15 protein-coding genes and 3 tRNA genes are annotated in these 18,129 nt (G+C 71.8%); 9 read left to right on the top strand and 9 right to left on the bottom strand.

Annotation, left to right across the window (positions count from 1 at the left end):
- The first annotated feature begins 10 nt into the window (after positions 1 to 10).
- Entirely contained in the window at positions 11 to 1,525 is a 1,515-nt protein-coding gene (locus tag ABZV77_RS26520) for an MFS transporter (RefSeq protein ID WP_356261542.1), read from the top strand.
- Here the strand turns inward: ABZV77_RS26520 and ABZV77_RS26515 are convergent.
- The 5 genes from ABZV77_RS26515 to purS all read right to left on the bottom strand — a co-directional run bounded on the left by ABZV77_RS26515 (position 1,467) and on the right by purS (position 6,204).
- Positions 1,467 to 2,333 carry a M23 family metallopeptidase gene (locus ABZV77_RS26515; protein ID WP_356261540.1) on the bottom strand — a complete coding sequence of 289 codons (867 nt, stop codon included), beginning with the start codon at positions 2,331 to 2,333 and terminating at the stop codon, positions 1,467 to 1,469. The two genes, ABZV77_RS26520 and ABZV77_RS26515, sit on opposite strands and share 59 nt — an antisense overlap.
- A gap of 25 nt (positions 2,334 to 2,358) precedes the next feature.
- A complete protein-coding gene (locus tag ABZV77_RS26510) occupies positions 2,359 to 2,865 on the bottom strand; it encodes a helix-turn-helix domain-containing protein (RefSeq protein WP_356261537.1) in 507 nt (168 codons plus the stop codon).
- Between the two features lie 116 nt (positions 2,866 to 2,981).
- Positions 2,982 to 5,249 (bottom strand): phosphoribosylformylglycinamidine synthase subunit PurL, encoded by a 2,268-nt coding sequence (gene purL, locus ABZV77_RS26505; protein WP_356261535.1) that lies wholly within the window; start codon positions 5,247 to 5,249, stop codon positions 2,982 to 2,984.
- Entirely contained in the window at positions 5,246 to 5,926 is a 681-nt protein-coding gene (gene purQ / locus ABZV77_RS26500) for a phosphoribosylformylglycinamidine synthase subunit PurQ (protein WP_055568379.1), read from the bottom strand. Before purQ ends, purL begins: the two co-directional genes overlap by 4 nt.
- Positions 5,923 to 6,204 carry a phosphoribosylformylglycinamidine synthase subunit PurS gene (gene purS, locus ABZV77_RS26495; RefSeq protein ID WP_356261532.1) on the bottom strand — a complete coding sequence of 94 codons (282 nt, stop codon included), beginning with the start codon at positions 6,202 to 6,204 and terminating at the stop codon, positions 5,923 to 5,925. The genes purQ and purS overlap by 4 nt, the downstream gene beginning before the upstream one ends.
- A 353-nt stretch (positions 6,205 to 6,557) precedes the next feature.
- Between purS and ABZV77_RS26490 the strand changes: the two genes are divergently transcribed.
- The 8 genes from ABZV77_RS26490 to ABZV77_RS26455 all read left to right on the top strand — a co-directional run bounded on the left by ABZV77_RS26490 (position 6,558) and on the right by ABZV77_RS26455 (position 11,170).
- Positions 6,558 to 6,875, top strand: a complete 318-nt coding sequence (locus ABZV77_RS26490) for an Lsr2 family protein (protein WP_356261529.1) — start codon at positions 6,558 to 6,560, stop codon at positions 6,873 to 6,875.
- A 114-nt stretch (positions 6,876 to 6,989) separates the two neighbouring features.
- Positions 6,990 to 7,061, top strand: a tRNA-Gly gene (locus ABZV77_RS26485).
- Between the two features lie 79 nt (positions 7,062 to 7,140).
- Positions 7,141 to 7,216 (top strand) — tRNA-Gly (locus tag ABZV77_RS26480).
- Positions 7,217 to 7,354: 138 nt separating this feature from the next.
- Entirely contained in the window at positions 7,355 to 8,332 is a 978-nt protein-coding gene (locus tag ABZV77_RS26475; RefSeq protein WP_356261527.1) for an ABC transporter ATP-binding protein, read from the top strand.
- The gene (locus ABZV77_RS26470) at positions 8,329 to 9,117 is read left to right on the top strand and encodes an ABC transporter permease (RefSeq protein ID WP_356261525.1); all 789 of its coding nucleotides are present in this window, start codon (positions 8,329 to 8,331) and stop codon (positions 9,115 to 9,117) included. The genes ABZV77_RS26475 and ABZV77_RS26470 overlap by 4 nt, the downstream gene beginning before the upstream one ends.
- 23 nt (positions 9,118 to 9,140) lie before the next feature.
- Positions 9,141 to 10,466, top strand: coding sequence for a histidine kinase (locus ABZV77_RS26465; protein WP_356261523.1), 1,326 nt, complete (start codon positions 9,141 to 9,143; stop codon positions 10,464 to 10,466).
- Positions 10,463 to 11,071, top strand: coding sequence for a response regulator transcription factor (locus ABZV77_RS26460; protein WP_356261521.1), 609 nt, complete (start codon positions 10,463 to 10,465; stop codon positions 11,069 to 11,071). The genes ABZV77_RS26465 and ABZV77_RS26460 overlap by 4 nt, the downstream gene beginning before the upstream one ends.
- A gap of 23 nt (positions 11,072 to 11,094) precedes the next feature.
- Positions 11,095 to 11,170: transfer RNA gene (locus ABZV77_RS26455), tRNA-Gly, on the top strand.
- A 48-nt stretch (positions 11,171 to 11,218) separates the two neighbouring features.
- Here ABZV77_RS26455 and ABZV77_RS26450 read toward each other — a convergent pair.
- The 4 genes from ABZV77_RS26450 to purD form a co-directional block, all read right to left on the bottom strand.
- Entirely contained in the window at positions 11,219 to 12,115 is an 897-nt protein-coding gene (locus ABZV77_RS26450; RefSeq protein WP_356261518.1) for a phosphoribosylaminoimidazolesuccinocarboxamide synthase, read from the bottom strand.
- Positions 12,116 to 12,222: 107 nt separating this feature from the next.
- Complete coding sequence (locus tag ABZV77_RS26445) at positions 12,223 to 13,713, bottom strand: N,N-dimethylformamidase beta subunit family domain-containing protein (RefSeq protein WP_356261515.1); 1,491 nt, start codon at positions 13,711 to 13,713, stop codon at positions 12,223 to 12,225.
- Positions 13,714 to 14,507: 794 nt separating this feature from the next.
- Positions 14,508 to 16,376 (bottom strand): hypothetical protein, encoded by a 1,869-nt coding sequence (locus tag ABZV77_RS26440; RefSeq protein WP_356261512.1) that lies wholly within the window; start codon positions 16,374 to 16,376, stop codon positions 14,508 to 14,510.
- Between the two features lie 324 nt (positions 16,377 to 16,700).
- The gene (gene purD, locus ABZV77_RS26435; protein ID WP_356261509.1) at positions 16,701 to 17,954 is read right to left on the bottom strand and encodes a phosphoribosylamine--glycine ligase; all 1,254 of its coding nucleotides are present in this window, start codon (positions 17,952 to 17,954) and stop codon (positions 16,701 to 16,703) included.
- Between the last annotated feature and the right edge of the window lie 175 nt (positions 17,955 to 18,129).

The following is an 18,129-nucleotide window of genomic DNA, read 5'->3' as shown; positions in this document are numbered from 1 at the left end:
TGGTGGCGCCATGCCCAAGACCCTCACGACCACCGGCACCCCAGGAACCCCAGAAACCCCCGGCGCCTCCACCCCCACCGGCACCCGCCCCCGGCAAGGCATCGCCTTCGCCCTCTGCCTCGCCACGATCGTCCTGGCCGTCCTGGACATGCAGATCGTGTCGGCCGCCACCGTGCCGATCGTCCGCGACCTCGACCCGGCCCACGGCGTCGACAAGATCCCCTGGCTGGTCAGTGCCTATGCGCTGGCGGGCGCCGCGATGCTGCCGCTCTACGGCAAGCTCTGCGACGTACTCGGCGCCAAGCGCGTCTTCGTCGCCGCCGTCACCGTCTTCCTGATCGGCTCCGCGCTCTGCGGCCTCGCCCAGTCCATGGGGCAGCTCATCGCGGCCCGCGCGGTGCAGGGCATCGGGGGCGGCGGCCTGATGAGCATCACGATGGTGGTGCTCGCCCAGCTCAAGGGGCCGGGTGGGAAGTCCTCCAGGGCCGGTGGCTTCGGGGGCATCGTCGCGGGCGGCGGCATGGCGCTCGGCCCCTGGATCGGCGGTCTGCTCGCCGACCACGCGAGCTGGCGCTGGATCTTCTACGTCAACCTGCCGATCGGCGTCGCGGTCCTCGTCGCCGCCGCCTTCGTGCTGAAACTCCCGCGGGAGCCCGCGGCGCGGCGCGCCATCGACTACCCGGGCGCCGCCCTCGCCGCCGCCTTCTCCGTGGCGCTGCTCCTGGTCACCGACTGGGGCGGCAAGGAGTACGCCTGGACCTCACCGGTCGTCCTGAGCCTGCTCGCGACGGTCGCCGCCGCCCTCGCGCTCTTCGTGTGGCGCCAGTCCACGGCCGCCGAACCGGTGCTCCCGCTCTCCCTGTTCAGGGTGCCCGAGCTGCGCCGGAGCTTCGCGATCCAGGGGCTGACGGGCGCCGCCATGATGTGCGTGATCTATTACGTGCTCGTCTATCTGCAGGTCGCCCGAGGCCTCTCCAGTTCGTCGGCCGGGCTCTACCTGCTCCCCATGGCGGCCGGGATGACCGCGGTGGGGCTGCTCTCGGGCCGCCTCGCCGCACGCGGCTGGTCCGCGCGGACCTTCACCATCGGCGGGACGGTCACCACGGCCGCCGCCTTCGGGCTCCTCGCGACGGTCGGCCCCGACACCTCGCTCTGGCTGATCCGGGCCGGACTCCTGCTCGCCGGGGCCGGGTTCGGTCAGCTCGTCGGGCAGCTGATCCAGCTCGCGCAGGACGCGGCGCCGCGCCACCAGCTGGGCGTCGCGACCACGGCGGTCCGCTTCTTCCAGACCCTCGGCAACGCGGTGGGCACGGCCCTGTTCGGTGCGATCCTGCTCCGCCTGTACGCGGCGGACGGCCCCGGCGGCGACGTGAGCGCCATCCCCGGTCTCACCGGAAGTGCACACGCCGCCGCCGTGCGGGCCTACGTCGACGCCACAGACGTGGTGTTCCTGTGCGGAGCGGGGATCATGCTGCTCGGGACGGTGCTTGCGCTGCGGCTTCCCCGGCCGCCGCGCCGACCGTGAACTTCTCGCCGTTCGCGGGCACCCCGACGCCGTGCCAGCTGAACGGGACGCCCCTGGCCGTGTCCAGGTCGGGCCCGTCCATCAGCTGGAAGTGCACGTGCGGTTCGGTGGAGTTGCCGGAGTTGCCGCAGTTGCCGAGGTGCTGACCGGCGAGGACCTTGTCCCCCGCCCGCACGGCGAGCGAGCCCTGCTGGACGTGCGCGTATGCGGCGTACGTCCCCTCGCCGAGGTCGAGGATGACGTGGTTGCCGACGATCCGGCGGGCACCGCCCAGCGACCTGACGAAGCCCTCGACGACGAACAGATAGAGGACTCCGGCCAGGGAGCCGCGGCTGAGGTGGTCCCGCTGGCCGTCCTCCGCGTGCACGACGGTCGCGTCCGCGACGGCCAGCAGCGGGGCCCCGAAGGCGGGGAAGGCCCGGTTGCCCCGCGCCACGGGCCAGAGCCAGGCGAAGGCGGGGCGCGCGGGCCCCGCCGCCGGTTCGGCCACGATGTCGATGGCGTACGCCTGCCCGTAGCCGCGCGTGCCGTGGCTCGGCACCTTGTCGGCGGGGCTGTTCAGGGCAGACCAGCGGCCGGTGACCGGCGGGGCGACCTCGACGGCGGCAGGCGGCTCCGAGACCTTGGCCTCGCGGCGCGCGTCGGCACTCAGCGCATAGCTGATGACGAACACCCCGACGGCGGCGACGAAGCCCAGCCAGCGGGGATAGGGCGGGTCCACGGTGAAGATGATCACCAGATGGGCGGCGACGAACAGCAGCAGCAGGCGCTGCAGCAGAACGGCGGTCTTGCGCTGACGTACGGACACGACTTCCCCCTCGTACGAAAAACGGTCAGGTCACGGGACGCGCGGCCGTGAGCACCACGAGCAGCGGCACCACCCGTCCGGCAGGGACTTCGTAGCGTCCGCGCTCCGCGCTGTGCAGCCAGCCCGCGCCGGTCAGTTGGCGCAGGTGGTGGTAGATCTGGCCGGTCGTGCCGACGTCGTCGAGCGCGGCCAGCTCCGCGGCCGTGCGCAGGCCGCCGAGGATCTCCCGCAGCAGCCGCAGCCGCACGGGATTGCCGAGCGCGGCGAACGACTCGGCCGTCTCCGACCAGTCGCCCTCGAAGACCGCCTCGGTCAGCAGGCCGTACTGCCACTCGTACCGATGTCCCGTCGGCACCCGCACCGCCCCGGTGAACAGGACGGCGCCGTCCGCGCCGTCCGCCACCGGATGCCGTGCCTTCAGCGCGTCGAGGGCCCAGAAGTCGCCCTCTCCCACGGCGGGCGCGGGCGGCCCCGCGCTCTCCAGCTCCGCCATGCGCCGTTCGAGCTCGGCGACGCGCTCCTCCAGATCCATGATGGTGAGATTACGTAATTACGTAAACACGTGCAAGCCTGCTGCCGCACTGGCACCCGGGAACGCCGAAGCCCCCGCCCGGACCAGGTCCGAACGGGGGCTTCGACGGCGAATCGTCAGGCGAAGAGGCCCGGGATCGTCTCCTCGTGCGCCGTGCGCAGCTCGCTCAGCGGCAGCTGGAACTCGCCCTGCACGTCGATCACCGCATCCGCATCGGACTCGGTGCCGTCGACGACACCGATGCGGCGGACGGGCAGACCCCGCGCCCCGCACATGTCGGTGAAGCGCAGCTCCTCGCTCCGCGGCACCGAGACGACCGCGCGCCCCGCCGACTCGGAGAAGAGGAAGGTGAACGCGTCGAGGCCCTCCGGGACGACGAGGCGCGCGCCCTTGCCGCCGCGCAGGCACGACTCGGTGACGGCCTGCACGAGACCGCCGTCCGACAGGTCGTGCGCGGCGTCGATCATGCCGTCGCGCGAGGCCGAGATGAGGATCTCGGCGAGCAGCTTCTCGCGCGCCAGGTCGACCTTGGGCGGCAGCCCGCCGAGGTGGCCGTGGACCACCTGCGACCAGGCCGAACCGCCGAACTCCTCGTGCGTATCGCCGAGCAGGTAGAGGAGCTGGCCCTCTTCCTTGAAGGCGATCGGCGTGCGCCGGGCGACGTCGTCGATCACACCGAGGACGGCGACGACCGGCGTCGGGTGGATCGCCGCCTCACCGGTCTGGTTGTAGAGCGAGACGTTGCCGCCGGTGACCGGGGTGCCCAGCTCCAGGCAGCCGTCCGCGAGGCCGCGGATGGCCTCGGCGAACTGCCACATGACGTCCGGGTCCTCGGGCGAGCCGAAGTTCAGGCAGTCCGAGATGGCGAGCGGCTTGGCGCCGGACGCGGCGACGTTGCGGTACGACTCGGCGAGGGCGAGCTGTGCGCCCGTGTACGGGTCGAGCTTCGCGAACCGGCCGTTGCCGTCGGTGGCGATGGCGACGCCGAGGCCCGTCTCCTCGTTGATCCGGATCATTCCGGAGTCCTCGGGCTGCGCGAGCACGGTGTTGCCCTGCACGAAGCGGTCGTACTGGTCGGTGACCCAGGACTTCGCGGCCTGGTTCGGGGCGGCGACCAGCTTGAGGACCTGCTCGCGCAGTTCGGCCGAGTCGGCCGGGCGGGCGAGCTTGTTCGCGTCGTCGGCCTGGAGGGCGTCCTGCCAGGACGGGCGGGCGTACGGACGCTCGTAGACCGGGCCGTCGTGCGCGACCGTGCGCGGGTCGACGTCGACGATCTTCTCGCCGTGCCAGAAGATCTCCAGGCGGTCGCCGTCGGTGACCTCGCCGACGACGGTGGCGATGACGTCCCACTTCTCGCAGATCGCGAGGAAGCGGTCGACCTTGCCGGGCTCGACCACGGCGCACATGCGCTCCTGCGACTCACTCATGAGGATCTCCTCAGGGGTGAGCGTGGAGTCGCGCAGCGGCACGTCGTCCAGCTCGACGCGCATGCCGCCCGAGCCGTTGGACGCCAGCTCGCTGGTGGCGCAGGAGAGCCCGGCGGCGCCGAGGTCCTGGATGCCGACGACGAGCTTCTCGGCGAAGGCCTCCAGGGTGCACTCGATGAGGAGCTTCTCCTGGAAGGGGTCGCCGACCTGCACGGCGGGACGCTTCGACGGCTTGGTGTCGTCGAAGGTCTCGGAGGCCAGGATCGAGGCGCCGCCGATGCCGTCGCCGCCCGTGCGGGCGCCGTACAGGATGACCTTGTTGCCGGGGCCCGACGCCTTCGCGAGGTGGATGTCCTCGTGCCGCATCACGCCGATCGCACCGGCGTTGACCAGCGGGTTGCCCTGGTAGCAGGCGTCGAAGACGAGCTCGCCGCCGATGTTGGGCAGGCCCAGGCAGTTGCCGTAGCCCCCGATGCCCGCGACGACTCCGGGGAGCACGCGCTTGGTGTCGGGGTGGTTGGCGTCGCCCATCCGCAGCGGGTCCACGACCGCGACCGGGCGGGCGCCCATCGCGATGATGTCGCGGACGATGCCGCCGACGCCGGTGGCCGCGCCCTGGTAGGGCTCGACGTAGGAGGGGTGGTTGTGCGACTCGACCTTGAAGGTGACCGCGTAGCCCTGGCCGACGTCGACCACACCGGCGTTCTCGCCGATGCCGACGAGCATCGCGTCGTTCTCGGGGACCTTCTCGCCGAACTGCTTCAGGTGGATCTTGCTGCTCTTGTACGAGCAGTGCTCGGACCACATGACGGAGTACATGGCGAGCTCGGCGCCGGTCGGGCGGCGGCCGAGGATCTCGCGGACGCGCTCGTACTCGTCTTCCTTCAGGCCCAGTTCGGCCCAGGGCAGCTTGACGTCGGGGGTCTCTGCCGCGTGCTTGACGGTGTCCAGAGTCATGCGTTGACCAGCTTCTTCAGGATCGAGGTGAAGAATCCGAGACCGTCCGTACGGCCGGTGCCGATGAGCGGCTCCACGGCGTGCTCGGGGTGCGGCATGAGGCCGACGACGTTGCCCGCCTCGTTGGTGATGCCGGCGATGTCACGGAGCGAGCCGTTGGGGTTGCCGTCGAGGTAGCGGAAGGCGACGCGGCCCTCGGCCTCCAGCATGTCCAGCGTCCGCTCGTCGGCGGTGTACTGCCCGTCGATGTTCTTGAGCGGGATCAGGATCTCCTGGCCTGCCGTGTAGTCGGCGGTCCAGGCGGTCGACGCGTTCTCCACCCGCAGCTTCTGCTCGCGGCAGATGAAGTGCAGGTGGTTGTTGCGCAGCATCGCGCCGGGCAGGAGGTGCGTCTCGGTGAGCACCTGGAAGCCGTTGCAGATGCCGAGCACCGGCATTCCGGCCTTCGCCTGCTCGATGACGGACTCCATCACCGGGGAGAAACGCGAGATGGCACCGGCCCGCAGATAGTCGCCGTAGGAGAAGCCGCCGGGCAGCACCACGGCGTCGACCTGCTTGAGGTCCTTGTCCTTGTGCCACAGCGGCACGGCTTCGGCGCCCGCCACACGGACGGCGCGCTGGGTGTCGCGGTCGTCGAGGGTTCCCGGGAAAGTGACGACTCCAATTCGAGCAGTCACTTCGCGGCCTCCTCGGCCTTCTGCGTCTTCTGGTCTTCTTCGACCTTTACGACGAAGTCTTCGATCACGGTGTTGGCGAGGAAGGTTTCCGCCAACTCGTGGATACGGGCGAGGGCCGCGTCGTCGACCGGCCCGTCGACCTCGAGTTCGAAGCGCTTTCCCTGACGGACGTCGGAGATGCCCTGGAAACCGAGGCGCGGCAGTGCACGCTGCACCGCCTGGCCCTGGGGGTCGAGGATCTCCGGCTTGAGCATGACGTCGACTACGACGCGTGCCACTGGCACTCCCGGTGTGTGGTGCTGGCGGTGTGCTGCTTGCTAGGTGCTGAGCAGGTTCCTTCAGACTACCGGCACAAAAATTCTACTCGCGTAGATTCGTAGCAACCTACGAGATGACGGTCACGTTCCGGTGCCCAAACAGGTTTCGAACCGAGAACCTTCACGATGAATCCATGAAAGATCACGCATCGTCATTGGAACCTGACACGCGGAGGTATTAGGACAGGCTTCACAATGCAATGCTGGGCACTGTACAAAGGAATTGGCAATAGTCGATACTTTGCCGAAAACATCCGTGCAGTCGGCATCACCGCATGTCAACGCGGTAGAGCCGCGCGAAGGGACCGATATTCGTGGCGCAACGTGTCGTGGTCACTCTCTTTGACGACATCGACGGCGGGGAAGCGGCGGAAACGGTCGCGTTCGGTCTTGACGGCAAGTCGTACGAGATCGACCTCAATCAAACCAATGCCGAGAAACTGCGCGGGGCACTTGCCCCGTACCTGGAGGCGGCCCGCAAGCGGTCCCGGTCCGGGCTCGCGTTCCGGCACACCGCGATCTCCCCCGACCCGTCGGCGGTCCGCGCCTGGGCACGCTCGCACCAGATGAACGTCCCGCCGCGCGGCCGCATCCCCAAGAAGGTCTACGAGGCCTTCGAGGCGGCCAACTGAAACAGCAGGTCCACGCCCCTCGGGACAACCGACTTGCGCTGCACCCCCGCTGGTCAGCTAGAGTCTGGAGCACGCCGAGGGGCGAGGCCGAAAGGCCGGGCCTCACGGAGTCTTGCGGGTGTAGTTCAGTAGTAGAACATCCCCCTTCCAGGGGGAAGGCGCAGTGTGCAATTCCTGTCACCCGCTCTGCATCGCTCACGGACCGGTCCGCCGGTTGCGGTAAGCTGATGCACGCGCCGATCAGTGAGAGCTGGTCGGAGGCAATGCGAACGTAGCTCAGTTGGTAGAGCGCAACCTTGCCAAGGTTGAGGTCGCGAGTTCGAACCTCGTCGTTCGCTCCATGTGAGAAGGCCCCGGTCGATTTCGACCGGGGCCTTCTTCGTGTTCCTCAGCCGTGCCGAGCCACATCTGACATTTGTCATGCGGGCCGGTGACAGCGCGCACTGCCGACGCCTCCCGGGCCGGGAGACGCTCGATCCATGACTGACCAAGTGATCGACGTGACCGACCTGCGGCGCGTGTACGGGGGCGGTTTCGAGGCGGTACGCGGAATCTCCTTCGCCGTGGGACGCGGCGAACTGTTCGCGCTCCTCGGCACCAACGGCGCCGGCAAGACGTCCACCCTCGAACTCCTGGAAGGACTCGCCGCACCGGCCGCGGGGCGGGTGCGCGTGCTCGGGCACGACCCGTACGCCGAACGCGGCAAGGTACGGCCCCGTATCGGCGTCATGCTGCAGGAGGGCGGATTCCCCGCGGAGTTGACCGTCGAGGAGACCGCCCGGATGTGGGCGGGCTGCACCAGCGGTGCCATGCCCCTCGGCGAGGCCCTGGAGGCCGTCGGGCTCGGCAAGCGGGCCGCTGTCCGCGTGAAGCAGCTGTCGGGCGGCGAGAAGCGCAGGCTCGACCTCGCCATGGCGCTCCTCGGCCGCCCCGAGGTGCTCTTCCTCGACGAACCCACCACCGGCCTCGACGCCGAAGGCCGCCGCGAGACCTGGAAGTTGGTGCGGAACCTGCGTGACAACGGCACGACCGTGCTGCTCACCACCCACTACCTGGAAGAGGCCGAGGCGCTCGCCGACCGCCTCGCGATCCTCCACGAGGGCCGGATCGCCGCCGAGGGACGCGTCAGCGACGTGGTGGCGAGCCAGCCCTCGCACATCTCCTTCGAACTGCCCGACGGCTACTTCGTCGGCGACCTGCCGCCGCTCGGCGAACTGGGTGTGAGCGGCCACGAGACCGTGGGCAAGCAGGTCAGGCTGCGGACGAACGAACTGCAACGCGCCGCGACCGGACTGCTGTTGTGGGCCAGGGACGCACGGGTCGAGCTCACCGGACTCGACGTACGGGCGGCCTCCCTGGAAGAAGCGTTCCTGCGGATCGCGCGGGCCGCGGAGAGCGGCACGGACGAGGCGGCCACGCGGAACGCGGGCAGGAAGAGCAAGGAGATGGCGGTATGAGCACGATGGGCACCATGGCCATGACGACCCCCGCGGGGCGCATGCGGGCGCTCGCGCGCGCCGAGATGACGCTCCTCGGGCGGAGCAAGGGGACGCTGTTCGCGGCGCTGTTCGTGCCGCTGGTGATCCCGTTCAGCATGCGGCAGGCCGCCGACGGCATGGATCTGAAGGGCACCGGGCTCGACGTCGGCACGGTCGTGCTGCCGAGCGCCCTCGGCTTCTCCCTGCTCTTCGCCGTGTACTCCGCACTGACCGCCGTCTACGCGGCCCGGCGCGAGGAGCTCGTGCTCAAGCGGCTGCGCACCGGCGAGCTGCGCGACCCCGAGATCCTGGCGGGCGCCGCGCTGCCCTCGCTCCTCATCGGGATCGTGCAGTCCCTCGTCCTCGCCGTGGGCTGCGCGGTGCTCCTCGACGCGGGGGCGCCGAGCGCGCCGCACCTCGTCGTCCTCGGCATCGCCGCGGGCCTCGTGATGTTCGCCGCGCTGGCGGCCGTCACCGGAAGCTTCAGCAGGTCCACCGAGTCCGCGCAGGTCATGAGCATGCCGCTGATCTTCGTGTCGATGATCGGCTCCGGGCTCTTCATCCCGCTGGAGGTCATGCCCGACAAGCTCGCCTCGGTCTGCCAGCTGCTCCCCCTCTCGCCCGTCATCGAGCTGATCCGCGGCGGCTGGGCAGGCAACCTCTCGGCCGGCGACGCGCTCGGCGCCATCGCCACTGCGGTGGCCTGGACCGTGCTGTCGGTGTTTGCTGTACGGCGGTGGTTCCGCTGGGAGCCCCGGCATTGAGGGAATTGAGGGAGGCGACGGACGTGGTCGGCCGGATTCGGGCCTGGCAGCAGAGCTGGCACGGGCGCAGCAAGATCGAGAAGGTCGAGTTCCAGTCCACCGTGACGTGGCACCTGCTGCCGTGGATCTTCTTCCTCAGCTGGCTCTCGGTACCGCTCGGCCTGAGCCTGCGCCACGACCTCGCCCCGCAGCTCTTCGGCTGGACGCTGATCGTGGTGGCCGCCGCGCAGTGCCTGCAGGTCAACCGCTCACTGCGCCGGTCGGTCGACCACTATCTGCGGCGGGCCCCCCTGCCGAGCCGCGACCTGGTGGTGGCGGGTGTCCTCATGAGCGCCACGATGGGGCTCACCGTGGGCCTCCAGGCGGTGGACGGCGCGCCCTCGGGGATGCTGGGCCTCACCGCCCTGTTCGTGCCGATGCCGTTCGCCCAGTCGCTCGCCTTCTCCGCCACCATCCGGGGCTATGCGGTCCGCATGGCGCTGGTCGTCGCCGCGTCCGTCATCGCCTTCGCCCTCGCCGGGGCACGCGGCGGTGAGCTCGCCGCCATCGGCTTCGTCATCGCCTTCGCGGGCTTCCTCGCGCTGATCTCCACGCGCTGCGGGGCCTGGACGCTCTCCGTGATGCTGGAGGCCGACCGGGCCCGCGAGGTCGAGGCGCGGCTCGCGGTCGCCGAGGAGCGGCTGCGGTTCGGGCGTGACCTGCACGACGTGATGGGGCGCAACCTCGCCGTCATCGCGCTCAAGAGCGAGCTCGCGGTGCAGCTCTCGCGCCGGGGCCGCCCGGAGGCCGTGGACCAGATGGTCGAGGTGCAGCGGATCGCGCAGGAGTCGCAGCGGGAGGTCCGTGAGGTCGTACGGGGATACCGCGAGGTCGACCTCAAGGTGGAACTCGCCGGTGCACAGGGCGTGTTGGAGGCGGCCGGGATCGACTGCCGGGTCATCGGGTCCGGGGTGGCGCTGCCCGCCTCGGTGCAGTCGGCCCTCGGGTGGGTCGTGCGGGAGGCGGCGACGAATGTGCTGCGGCACGGGGACGCGGGGCGGTGCGACATCGCTCTCGCGGTGAGTGAGGGGCGGGCGACGTTGACCGTGGAGAACGACGGGGTGCCCGAGGTGGCGCCCGCGGGGCGTGGCTCCGGGCTCGCGGGGCTGCGGGAGCGGCTGGCCGAGGTGGGCGGGACGCTGGACTCCGTCTCCGGCGACGGGGTCTTCCGGCTCGCGGTGCAGGTGCCGCTGCCGCCTTCGCCGGGCCCGGCTCCGTCGGGGCGGCAGCAGGAGCGGGCGGGGCAGGGGCACGGTCCGGAGCAGGGGAACGGTCCGGAGCGGGAGCAGGAGCGGGAGGCGGCGGCGTGAGTCTTCGTGTGTTGCTGGCCGACGACGAGCACCTCATCCGGGGTGCGCTGGCCGCGCTGCTCGCCCTGGAGGACGACCTCGTCGTCGTCGCCGAGGCCGCGTCAGGGCCCGAGGCGCTCGCCATGGCACGGGCCCACCGCCCGGATGTCGCCGTCCTCGACCTGGAGATGCCGGGCGCCGACGGTGTGAGTGTGGCCACATCCCTGCGCGACGAACTCCCGGACTGCCGGACCATGATCGTGACGAGTCATGGCAGACCCGGACATCTGAAACGGGCCCTCGCGGTGGGGGTGCGGGGCTTCGTGCCGAAGACCGTGAGCGCCCAGCAGCTCGCCGAGATCATCCGCACCGTGCACTCCGGAAACCGTTACGTGGACCCGGAGTTGGCCGCCGACGCGATCTCCGCGGGGGACTCGCCGCTGACCGCGCGCGAGGCCGAGGTGCTCGAACTCGCCGCCGACGGGGCGCCCGTCGCGGAGATCGCCGAGCGCGCCGCGCTCTCCCAGGGAACCGTCCGCAACTACCTCTCCTCGGCGGCCACCAAAATCGGCGCCGAGAACCGTCATGCCGCAGTGCGTCTCGCACGCGAGCGAGGTTGGGTATAGTTGGCATCGCGCTTCGGCGCAGCGCGGACGTAGCTCAGTTGGTAGAGCGCAACCTTGCCAAGGTTGAGGTCGCCAGTTCGAACCTGGTCGTCCGCTCCATATGAAAGGCCCCGGTCCTGTGGACCGGGGCCTTCTTCATGTGCCGCACTACCAAGCAGTGCCGGTCAGCCGCTCGTACGCCTCGATGTACTTGGCGCGGGTGGCGTCCACCACGTCCTGCGGCAGCGCGGGCGGCGGCTGCTCGCTCCTGCGGTCCCAGCCTGAGGCCTCCGACGTCAGCCAGTTCCGCACGAACTGCTTGTCGTACGACGGCTGGGCGTGGCCCGGCTCCCACTGGTCCGCGGGCCAGAAGCGCGAGGAGTCCGGGGTCAGCACCTCGTCGGCGAGGATCAGGTCCGCCCCGTCGAAGCCGAACTCGAACTTCGTGTCGGCGAGGATCAGGCCGCGCTCGCGTGCGACGTCGAGGGCCCGGCCGTAGACGGCGAGGGTCGTCTGACGCAGCTGGGCGGCGGTCTCCGCGCCGACCTGGCGGGCGACCTCCTCGTACGACACGTTCTCGTCGTGCTCGCCGACCGCGGCCTTCGCAGCGGGCGTGAAGATCGGCGCGGGCAGCTCCGAGCCGTCGACCAGGCCCTCGGGCAGGGCGAGGCCGCAGACGGTGCGCGAGTCGTTGTACTCCAGGAGGCCCGAGCCCGTCAGATAGCCGCGGGCCACGCACTCGACCGGGACCATCTCCAGGGACTTGCAGACGAGCGTGCGGCCCTCCCAGTCGGCGGGCGCGCCCTGCGGCACCTCCGCGGAGATGACGTGGTTCGGCACGATGTCCGCGAGCTGGTCGAACCACCACAGGGAGAGCTGGGTGAGGACGCGGCCCTTGTCGGGGATCTCCGAGGGCAGCACCCAGTCATAGGCGGAGAGCCGGTCGCTGGCGACCATGACGAGCTCGCCCGCCTCGTTCTGGTACAGCTCGCGCACCTTGCCGGTGTGGAGGTGGACCAGGCCCGGCACCTCAAGGGGCTCGGGCTTTTCTACGAATCCGGACACGGTTCCCTCCCGTGGTTCTGGCCAAGTGAGGTCGATTCTCCCGTATGGGAAGTGTGGTTTTGGCCAGGGGTTGAGTGGGGCTGCGCGGCGGGGCGGGTGCGAAGCGGTCAGTCACGCTTGCAGATGCGGTCCAGGAGATTGGCCGTGGCGCGTTGGATGCGGGTGTCCACGTGGCCGGGGCGGTCGAGCGCCGGGGACCAGGCGAAGGTGCCGGACGCGAAGACCAGGGCGCCGGACGGGGCGCGGTAGAGCGACGACTCCTGGTGGCGGACCACGCCCTCGGTGTCCTCGTACGGGGAGTGGGCGAGCAGGATGCGGCCCTGGTGCTCGGGGAGCGCGGTCCGTGGGAAGTAGCGGTCGGCCTCGCCCGCGACCAGCCCTTCGATCTCGTCGCCGTCGTGCGCCCCGGTGGCCTCCCACAGCCAGTGGTCGGCGTTGCGGACGACGAGGGGCCGGGGCTCGGGGACCCGGCCCGCGTACTGGATGCCGAGGAGCTGCTGCTCGGCCGCCTTGCCGCCGTCCCGCTCGCGCCACAGGGCCGGTTTGCCGGGGCCCCGGCGCTTGCGGCAGGTCAGGAGGCGGTCCTCGACGCCGGATGCGGAGGGGCTCAACTCCACCTGCCAGTACATGGTGTTGGCGGAGAGGAAGACCAGCGATGTGCCGTTGTCGCGGGCGTGCTCCGTGGTGCGGCGCATGCTCGGCGACCAGTACTCGTCGTGCCCGGGGAAGACCAGGCCTCGGTACCGGGTGGGGTCGATGCGGCCTGCGTGCAGGTCGCGGGCGTCCGCGTACGCCAAGTCGTAGCCGTAGCGCTCGGCCCAGCGGATGAAGTCGTAGGCGTGGCCCACGTGCAGGGGGAGGCCCGCGCCCGCGTACGGCCGGTCGAAGGAGACCGTCACGGCGGCCTCGCTCTCACCGAGCAGGCTGCCCTCTTCGTCCCACGCGTGGTAGAGGCTGGCGCCCGTGCGGCCGTCCTCGGGGTAGAGGTTGTACGCCTGCCAGGTGACGTCCGGCAGGAGCAGCAGGAGGTCGGCGGGGTGGTCGTCACGGACCGTGAAGGGGACGTGCGAGCGGTACCCGTCGGCGGTGGTCAGGACCGCCACGTACGCCCCGACGCTCCAGTAGCTCGGGATCTGCAGGCGCCAGGAGAGCCACCAGTGGTGACAGGAGACCGTGCGGTCCGCGGTCAGCGGGGCGGGCTGGACGATGCCGGACAGCCGGGGGCTCGTGGTGATCTTGCTGGCGCCGTCCCCGCCGTAGTGCCCGATGCGGTAGATGTCGACGCTGAACTGCTGGGGCGGGTCGACGGTGACGTGGAAGTCGATCGCCTCGCCCGGGGCGGCCGCGCCGGTGGAGGTGAAACCCTTGATCTGGCAGTGCACGTCGTCGGCGGTGAGCGGGCCGCCGGTGCGCGGCGCGGGGATGTCCGCGGCGCCGGGGGCGGGGGCGTGGTCGATGTACCAGGGCACGACGCGGCCGGTGTCGTCGAAGTAGTGCTCGGCCCCGCGCAGCCAGGGCAGCGGGCCCTGGCCGAAAGGGTCCGACACGGCGTGCGCCAGCGCGCCCGATTCCCAGCGGCGGATCGGCTCTGACCTCATCTGTGCCCCTCCCTCGCTCCCCCGAGCCTGCGGCGCCTGTGGTGCATACGGTCCGGCGGCCGCTCCCAGCACATCACATTACGCACGCACCCCGTCACCGTTCGTCGCGAATTGGCATGAACGGAGCGTGATGCTCCGGGTGGGCTGGCGGGCGGGGTGGCGCCGGGGTGGCGGGCGGGTAGCGCTCACACGGTGCCGACCTGCGCCTTCGGACCCGCCCCTGGGGGCGCGGCGGCGTGCGGCGGGGCGCGTCGGGGTGGAGTGGGGGGTGGGGTGGAGGGGGTGGGCCGGGGTGGGCGGGGGTTGGGGGGTGGGGAGGTGCGTGGGGTGGAGCGTGGGGTGGGCTGCTGTGGCGGACCGGGCGTGGGGCGGGGAGGGGCGTGGGGTGCGGTGGGAGGCGGACCGGGCGTGGGGTGCGGTGCTGTGCGGTGCTGTGGAGGGGGCCCGAGCGTGGGGCGTAGGGCGGGGTGCGGCGGAGGGCGGGGTGGGGCGGGAGGCGGACCGGGCGTGGGGGCGGGGCGGGGTGCGGCGGGAGGCGGACCGGTGTCTGAGTCCGACGCTGCGTGGGACGGGTCAGTGCCTGTGTCCGACGCTGCGTGGGACGGGTCAGCGCCTGCGTCGGACCGGCGCCTGAGTTCGACCGGGCGGCCCGGGCCGGAGCGTGTGGTCAGACCCGGTGGGCGGGACCAGTGTCCGAGGCCGGACCGGGCAGACCGGACCACCACCCGAAGCCACACCCGGCAGACCAGACCACCACCCGAAGCCACACCCGGCGCACGGGACAGCGGCCGAGGTCAGACCAGGCGGACCGGTTTTTCCGCGCGGATGCCCAGGCGGGTGAGCCAGTCCCGCAGGGGGGACGGGTCGCCGTCCTCCACGAGGCTCATGACGCGCGGCGTGAGGTCCACCGCCCGCTCGCCGCCGACCAGCAAGGCGGGACCGTCGAGCCAGTCGAGGCCAGGGGCCGCACCCGCGGTGTCCACGGCCGCGCAGCACACCATCGCCGTGACGTGGTCGGCGAGCAGCTCGCGGCCGGTGCGGGGCGGCTGCATCGGGAAGAGCGGCAGTGCGCCGTCGTCCCAGAGTGCTTCGTCCGGGCCCTGTCCCGTGGGGGCGGCGGGGCGCGGGGGCGCCGCGGCCTCCTCGCGGGCGAGCTCGGCGGTGAGGCCCGCGGCGAGCATGCCGCCGCGGCTCTCCGTGTCGGCCTCGTCGGCTCCCTCGTCGATCTCGGGGAAGAGGGTTGCGGCGCGCTCGGGGACGTCCAGGGCGTCTACGGGATCGAGCGGGGCGTCCGCGTCATCCGGGGCGTCCGCGCCGTCCGGGTCGTCACCCTCCGTGATGCCCGGGGTGACCGTCGTGAGGTGGTCCAGGACGCGGTCGAGGGTCGGCCCGTCGGGGTCGGAGGCGGTCGGGTCGGCGGAGAGGCCGACGCCCAGGGAGTCCAGGACGCGGTGCAGCCGGGCGGCGTCCATGCGCCACTTCCGGTCGACGACCTCGTCGGGATACTCCTGCCAGGCCACCGGCGCCCAGTCCGGTCCCGCCTCCGCGGGGCCGCCGTGGAAGAGGCGGGCGGCGAGCAGCGAAGCCGCCTCGTCCACCGAACCGGGCTCCTCCAGAAGGTCACAGGCGGGGCGCTCGCCGAGGCGCGAGGCGAAGCCTTCCGCCAGGCGGTCCCTGCGGGAGAGCTCCGTGAGCGCGGAGACCACGCCCGCGTCGAGCCGGGAGGGCCAGCGGCCCATGCGCCAGGCGGGCAGGGCTACGCGGGTGAGGAGCCGGTCCCAGCCCGCGTACGCAAGGCCGACCTGCTCCTGGGCGACGATCCGCACGCCGTAGTCCACGGTCTGGGCGCGCTCCGCGGCCGCCGCGGCGACGCCGCGCTCCATCTCGGCGGCATGGACCCGGCAGTGGCGCAGCAGGAGCCGGGCGACCCGGCCGATGCCGCCGAGCACCACGCGGGCCAGCGGGCCGCGACCTGGGGCCGAGGCGACCGCGACCGCGGCGTCGAGGCCGCGCACGAAGCGCCGGGCGGCGGCTATGTCGGGGTGCGCCGAGGGGCCCGTACCCGCCACGACGGGCGCGAGGACCGCGCGCAGCTCGCCGACGCGCATCCACCACAGGAACGGGGAGCCGATGACGAGGACAGGAGCGACGGAGGCCTCGCCTCCACCGGCTCCGGAAGCTCCAGTGGCACCGCGGGCCGCGGCTCCGGCTCCGGACGCCTGCGCCCGGTCCTGCCGCGCGGGCGGCCCGTGCGCGGGGTGGGTGCGGTCCTCCAGCCAACTGTCGCAGTCCGGGGTGAGCGCTATCGCCGAGGGCGCGGGCACGTCCAGGCGGTCGGCGAGGTCGCGCACCAGGCGGTACAGGTCGGGGGCCGACTCCTCGGCGATCGGGACGGTGGGGCTCAGGGCGGGCCTGGCCCGCGCGACGACCAGGCCGACCGCGGCGGCGCCGAGCAGGACGAGCACGGCGACGACGGTCACGGCCCAGCTCGCGGCGTACCAACTCGCGCCGCTCGCATGGCCCGTGGCCCCGGCCGCGAACAGCACGACGGCGACGGCCGCGGGCAGCAGGGCGACGGCCAGCGCTCTGCTGCGCAGCCGCAGCACCGCGAGGGCCCGGGAACGCGCAGCCTGCGCGCCCACCTCCACACCCGTACCTGGCACGACCGATGTCACCCCCTGCTGGCTACTGTTCGGCCGTCGGCCTGGACCGGCGGCACACATCAACGGTGCTGCTGTTGCTCACTCCCCCACTGTGGCACCCGCCGCCGACATCGCAATGCCGGTGGTCTGTTTGGCTCTGGGCGCCTTGAACGCTTTCGCCGCACCCTAGTTGGGGCGCCGGTCGTCGTCAGCCGGATGGGCGACCGGTCACTCGATGGAATGGCTTTGGCTAAAGCTGGATGCCAAAAAAGCCCCGGATCCAGTGTCAGATCCGGGGCCCTATGTGATCGGGTGTGGCCGAAAGTCACGCGGAAGCCGCGTGGGTCACGCCTCCGCGGCGGCCTTCGCCGCGATGTCCGTGCGGTGTTGGGACCCGTCGAGGCGGATCCGGGACAGCGCGGCGTACGCACGCTCGCGTGCCTCGGTGAGGCCCGCGCCGGTCGCCGTCACGGAGAGCACGCGGCCGCCCGCGCTGACGACGGCGTCACCGTCGCGCCTCGTTCCGGCGTGCAGGACGTACGCATCCGGGGCATCCTGCGCCGAGACCTCGTCCAGTCCTTCGATGGGGTCTCCCGTACGCGGCGTGCCCGGGTAGTTGTGCGAGGCGACGACCACGGTCACCGCGGCGTCGTCGCTCCAGCGCAGCGGGGGCAGGTCGGCGAGGTTGCCGGTCGCCGCGGCCATCAGGAGCCCGGCGAGCGGGGTCTCCAGGCGGGCGAGGACGACCTGGGTCTCGGGGTCGCCGAAGCGGGCGTTGAACTCGATGACGCGCACGCCGCGGCTCGTGATCGCCAGGCCCGCGTAGAGCAGCCCCGCGAACGGGGTGCCGCGGCGCCGCAGCTCGTCCACGGTCGGCTGGAGCACGCTCTCCATGACCTCGTCGACCAGCTTCGGGTCGGCCCATGGGAGGGGCGAGTACGCGCCCATGCCGCCGGTGTTCGGGCCCTCGTCGCCGTCGAGCGCGCGCTTGAAGTCCTGGGCGGGCTGGAGCGGGACGACCGTCTCGCCGTCGGTGATCGCGAAGAGGGAGACCTCGGGGCCGTCCAGGAACTCCTCGATGACGACGCGGTCGCAGGCGAGGGCGTGCGCGCGGGCCACGTCGACGTCATCCGTGACGACGACGCCCTTGCCCGCGGCGAGCCCGTCGTCCTTGACGACGTACGGCGCCCCGAAGGCGTCGAGCGCCTCGTCGATCTCCGCGGGGGTGGTGCAGACGTACGACCGGGCCGTCGGCACGCTCGCGCCCGCCATCACGTCCTTGGCGAACGCCTTGGAGCCCTCCAGCTGCGCGGCCTCCTCGGAGGGGCCGAAGCAGGGGATGCCCGCCGCGCGCACGGCGTCGGCGACGCCCGCGACGAGGGGGGCCTCCGGGCCCACGATGACGAGCCCCGCGCCCAGCTGCCGGGCGAGGCCTGCCACGGCGGCGCCGTCGAGGGCGTCGACCGGGTGCAGCTCGGCCACTTCTGCGATGCCGGCGTTGCCGGGGGCGCAGTGCAGCTCGGAGACGTCGGGGTCGAGGGACAGAGAGCGGCACAGGGCGTGTTCGCGGGCACCACTGCCGATGACGAGGACCTTCACGGTGGTCAGCCTAGCCCGCGGGGCGGGGTGCGTTTGTACGGGCCGCCTAGTCCGGCCCCGAACCCCGTCGTACGTTCCTCCAGCCCAGGCCCCCGGAGGGCGGGTGCACCCCTCTCCTCCCGCCTCCCCCGTTCCCGGCGGCGAGCCGGTCCCGAACCTGCCCCGTTTCCGGCTG

Origin of the sequence: Streptomyces sp. NPDC004732, assembly GCF_040609235.1 — a bacterium.
Taxonomy (GTDB): Bacteria; Actinomycetota; Actinomycetes; order Streptomycetales; family Streptomycetaceae; genus Streptomyces.
This window is presented reverse-complemented; position numbering and strand designations above follow the sequence as displayed.

Coding starts and splice junctions, on each gene's coding strand:
- ABZV77_RS26470 (WP_356261525.1), top strand. CDS start 8,329: ATGAGCACGATGGGCACCATGGCCATGACGACCCCCGCGGGGCGCATG.
- purL (WP_356261535.1), bottom strand. CDS start 5,249: ATGACTCTGGACACCGTCAAGCACGCGGCAGAGACCCCCGACGTCAAG.
- ABZV77_RS26510 (WP_356261537.1), bottom strand. CDS start 2,865: ATGGATCTGGAGGAGCGCGTCGCCGAGCTCGAACGGCGCATGGCGGAG.
- ABZV77_RS26475 (WP_356261527.1), top strand. CDS start 7,355: ATGACTGACCAAGTGATCGACGTGACCGACCTGCGGCGCGTGTACGGG.
- ABZV77_RS26520 (WP_356261542.1), top strand. CDS start 11: ATGCCCAAGACCCTCACGACCACCGGCACCCCAGGAACCCCAGAAACC.
- ABZV77_RS26445 (WP_356261515.1), bottom strand. CDS start 13,713: ATGAGGTCAGAGCCGATCCGCCGCTGGGAATCGGGCGCGCTGGCGCAC.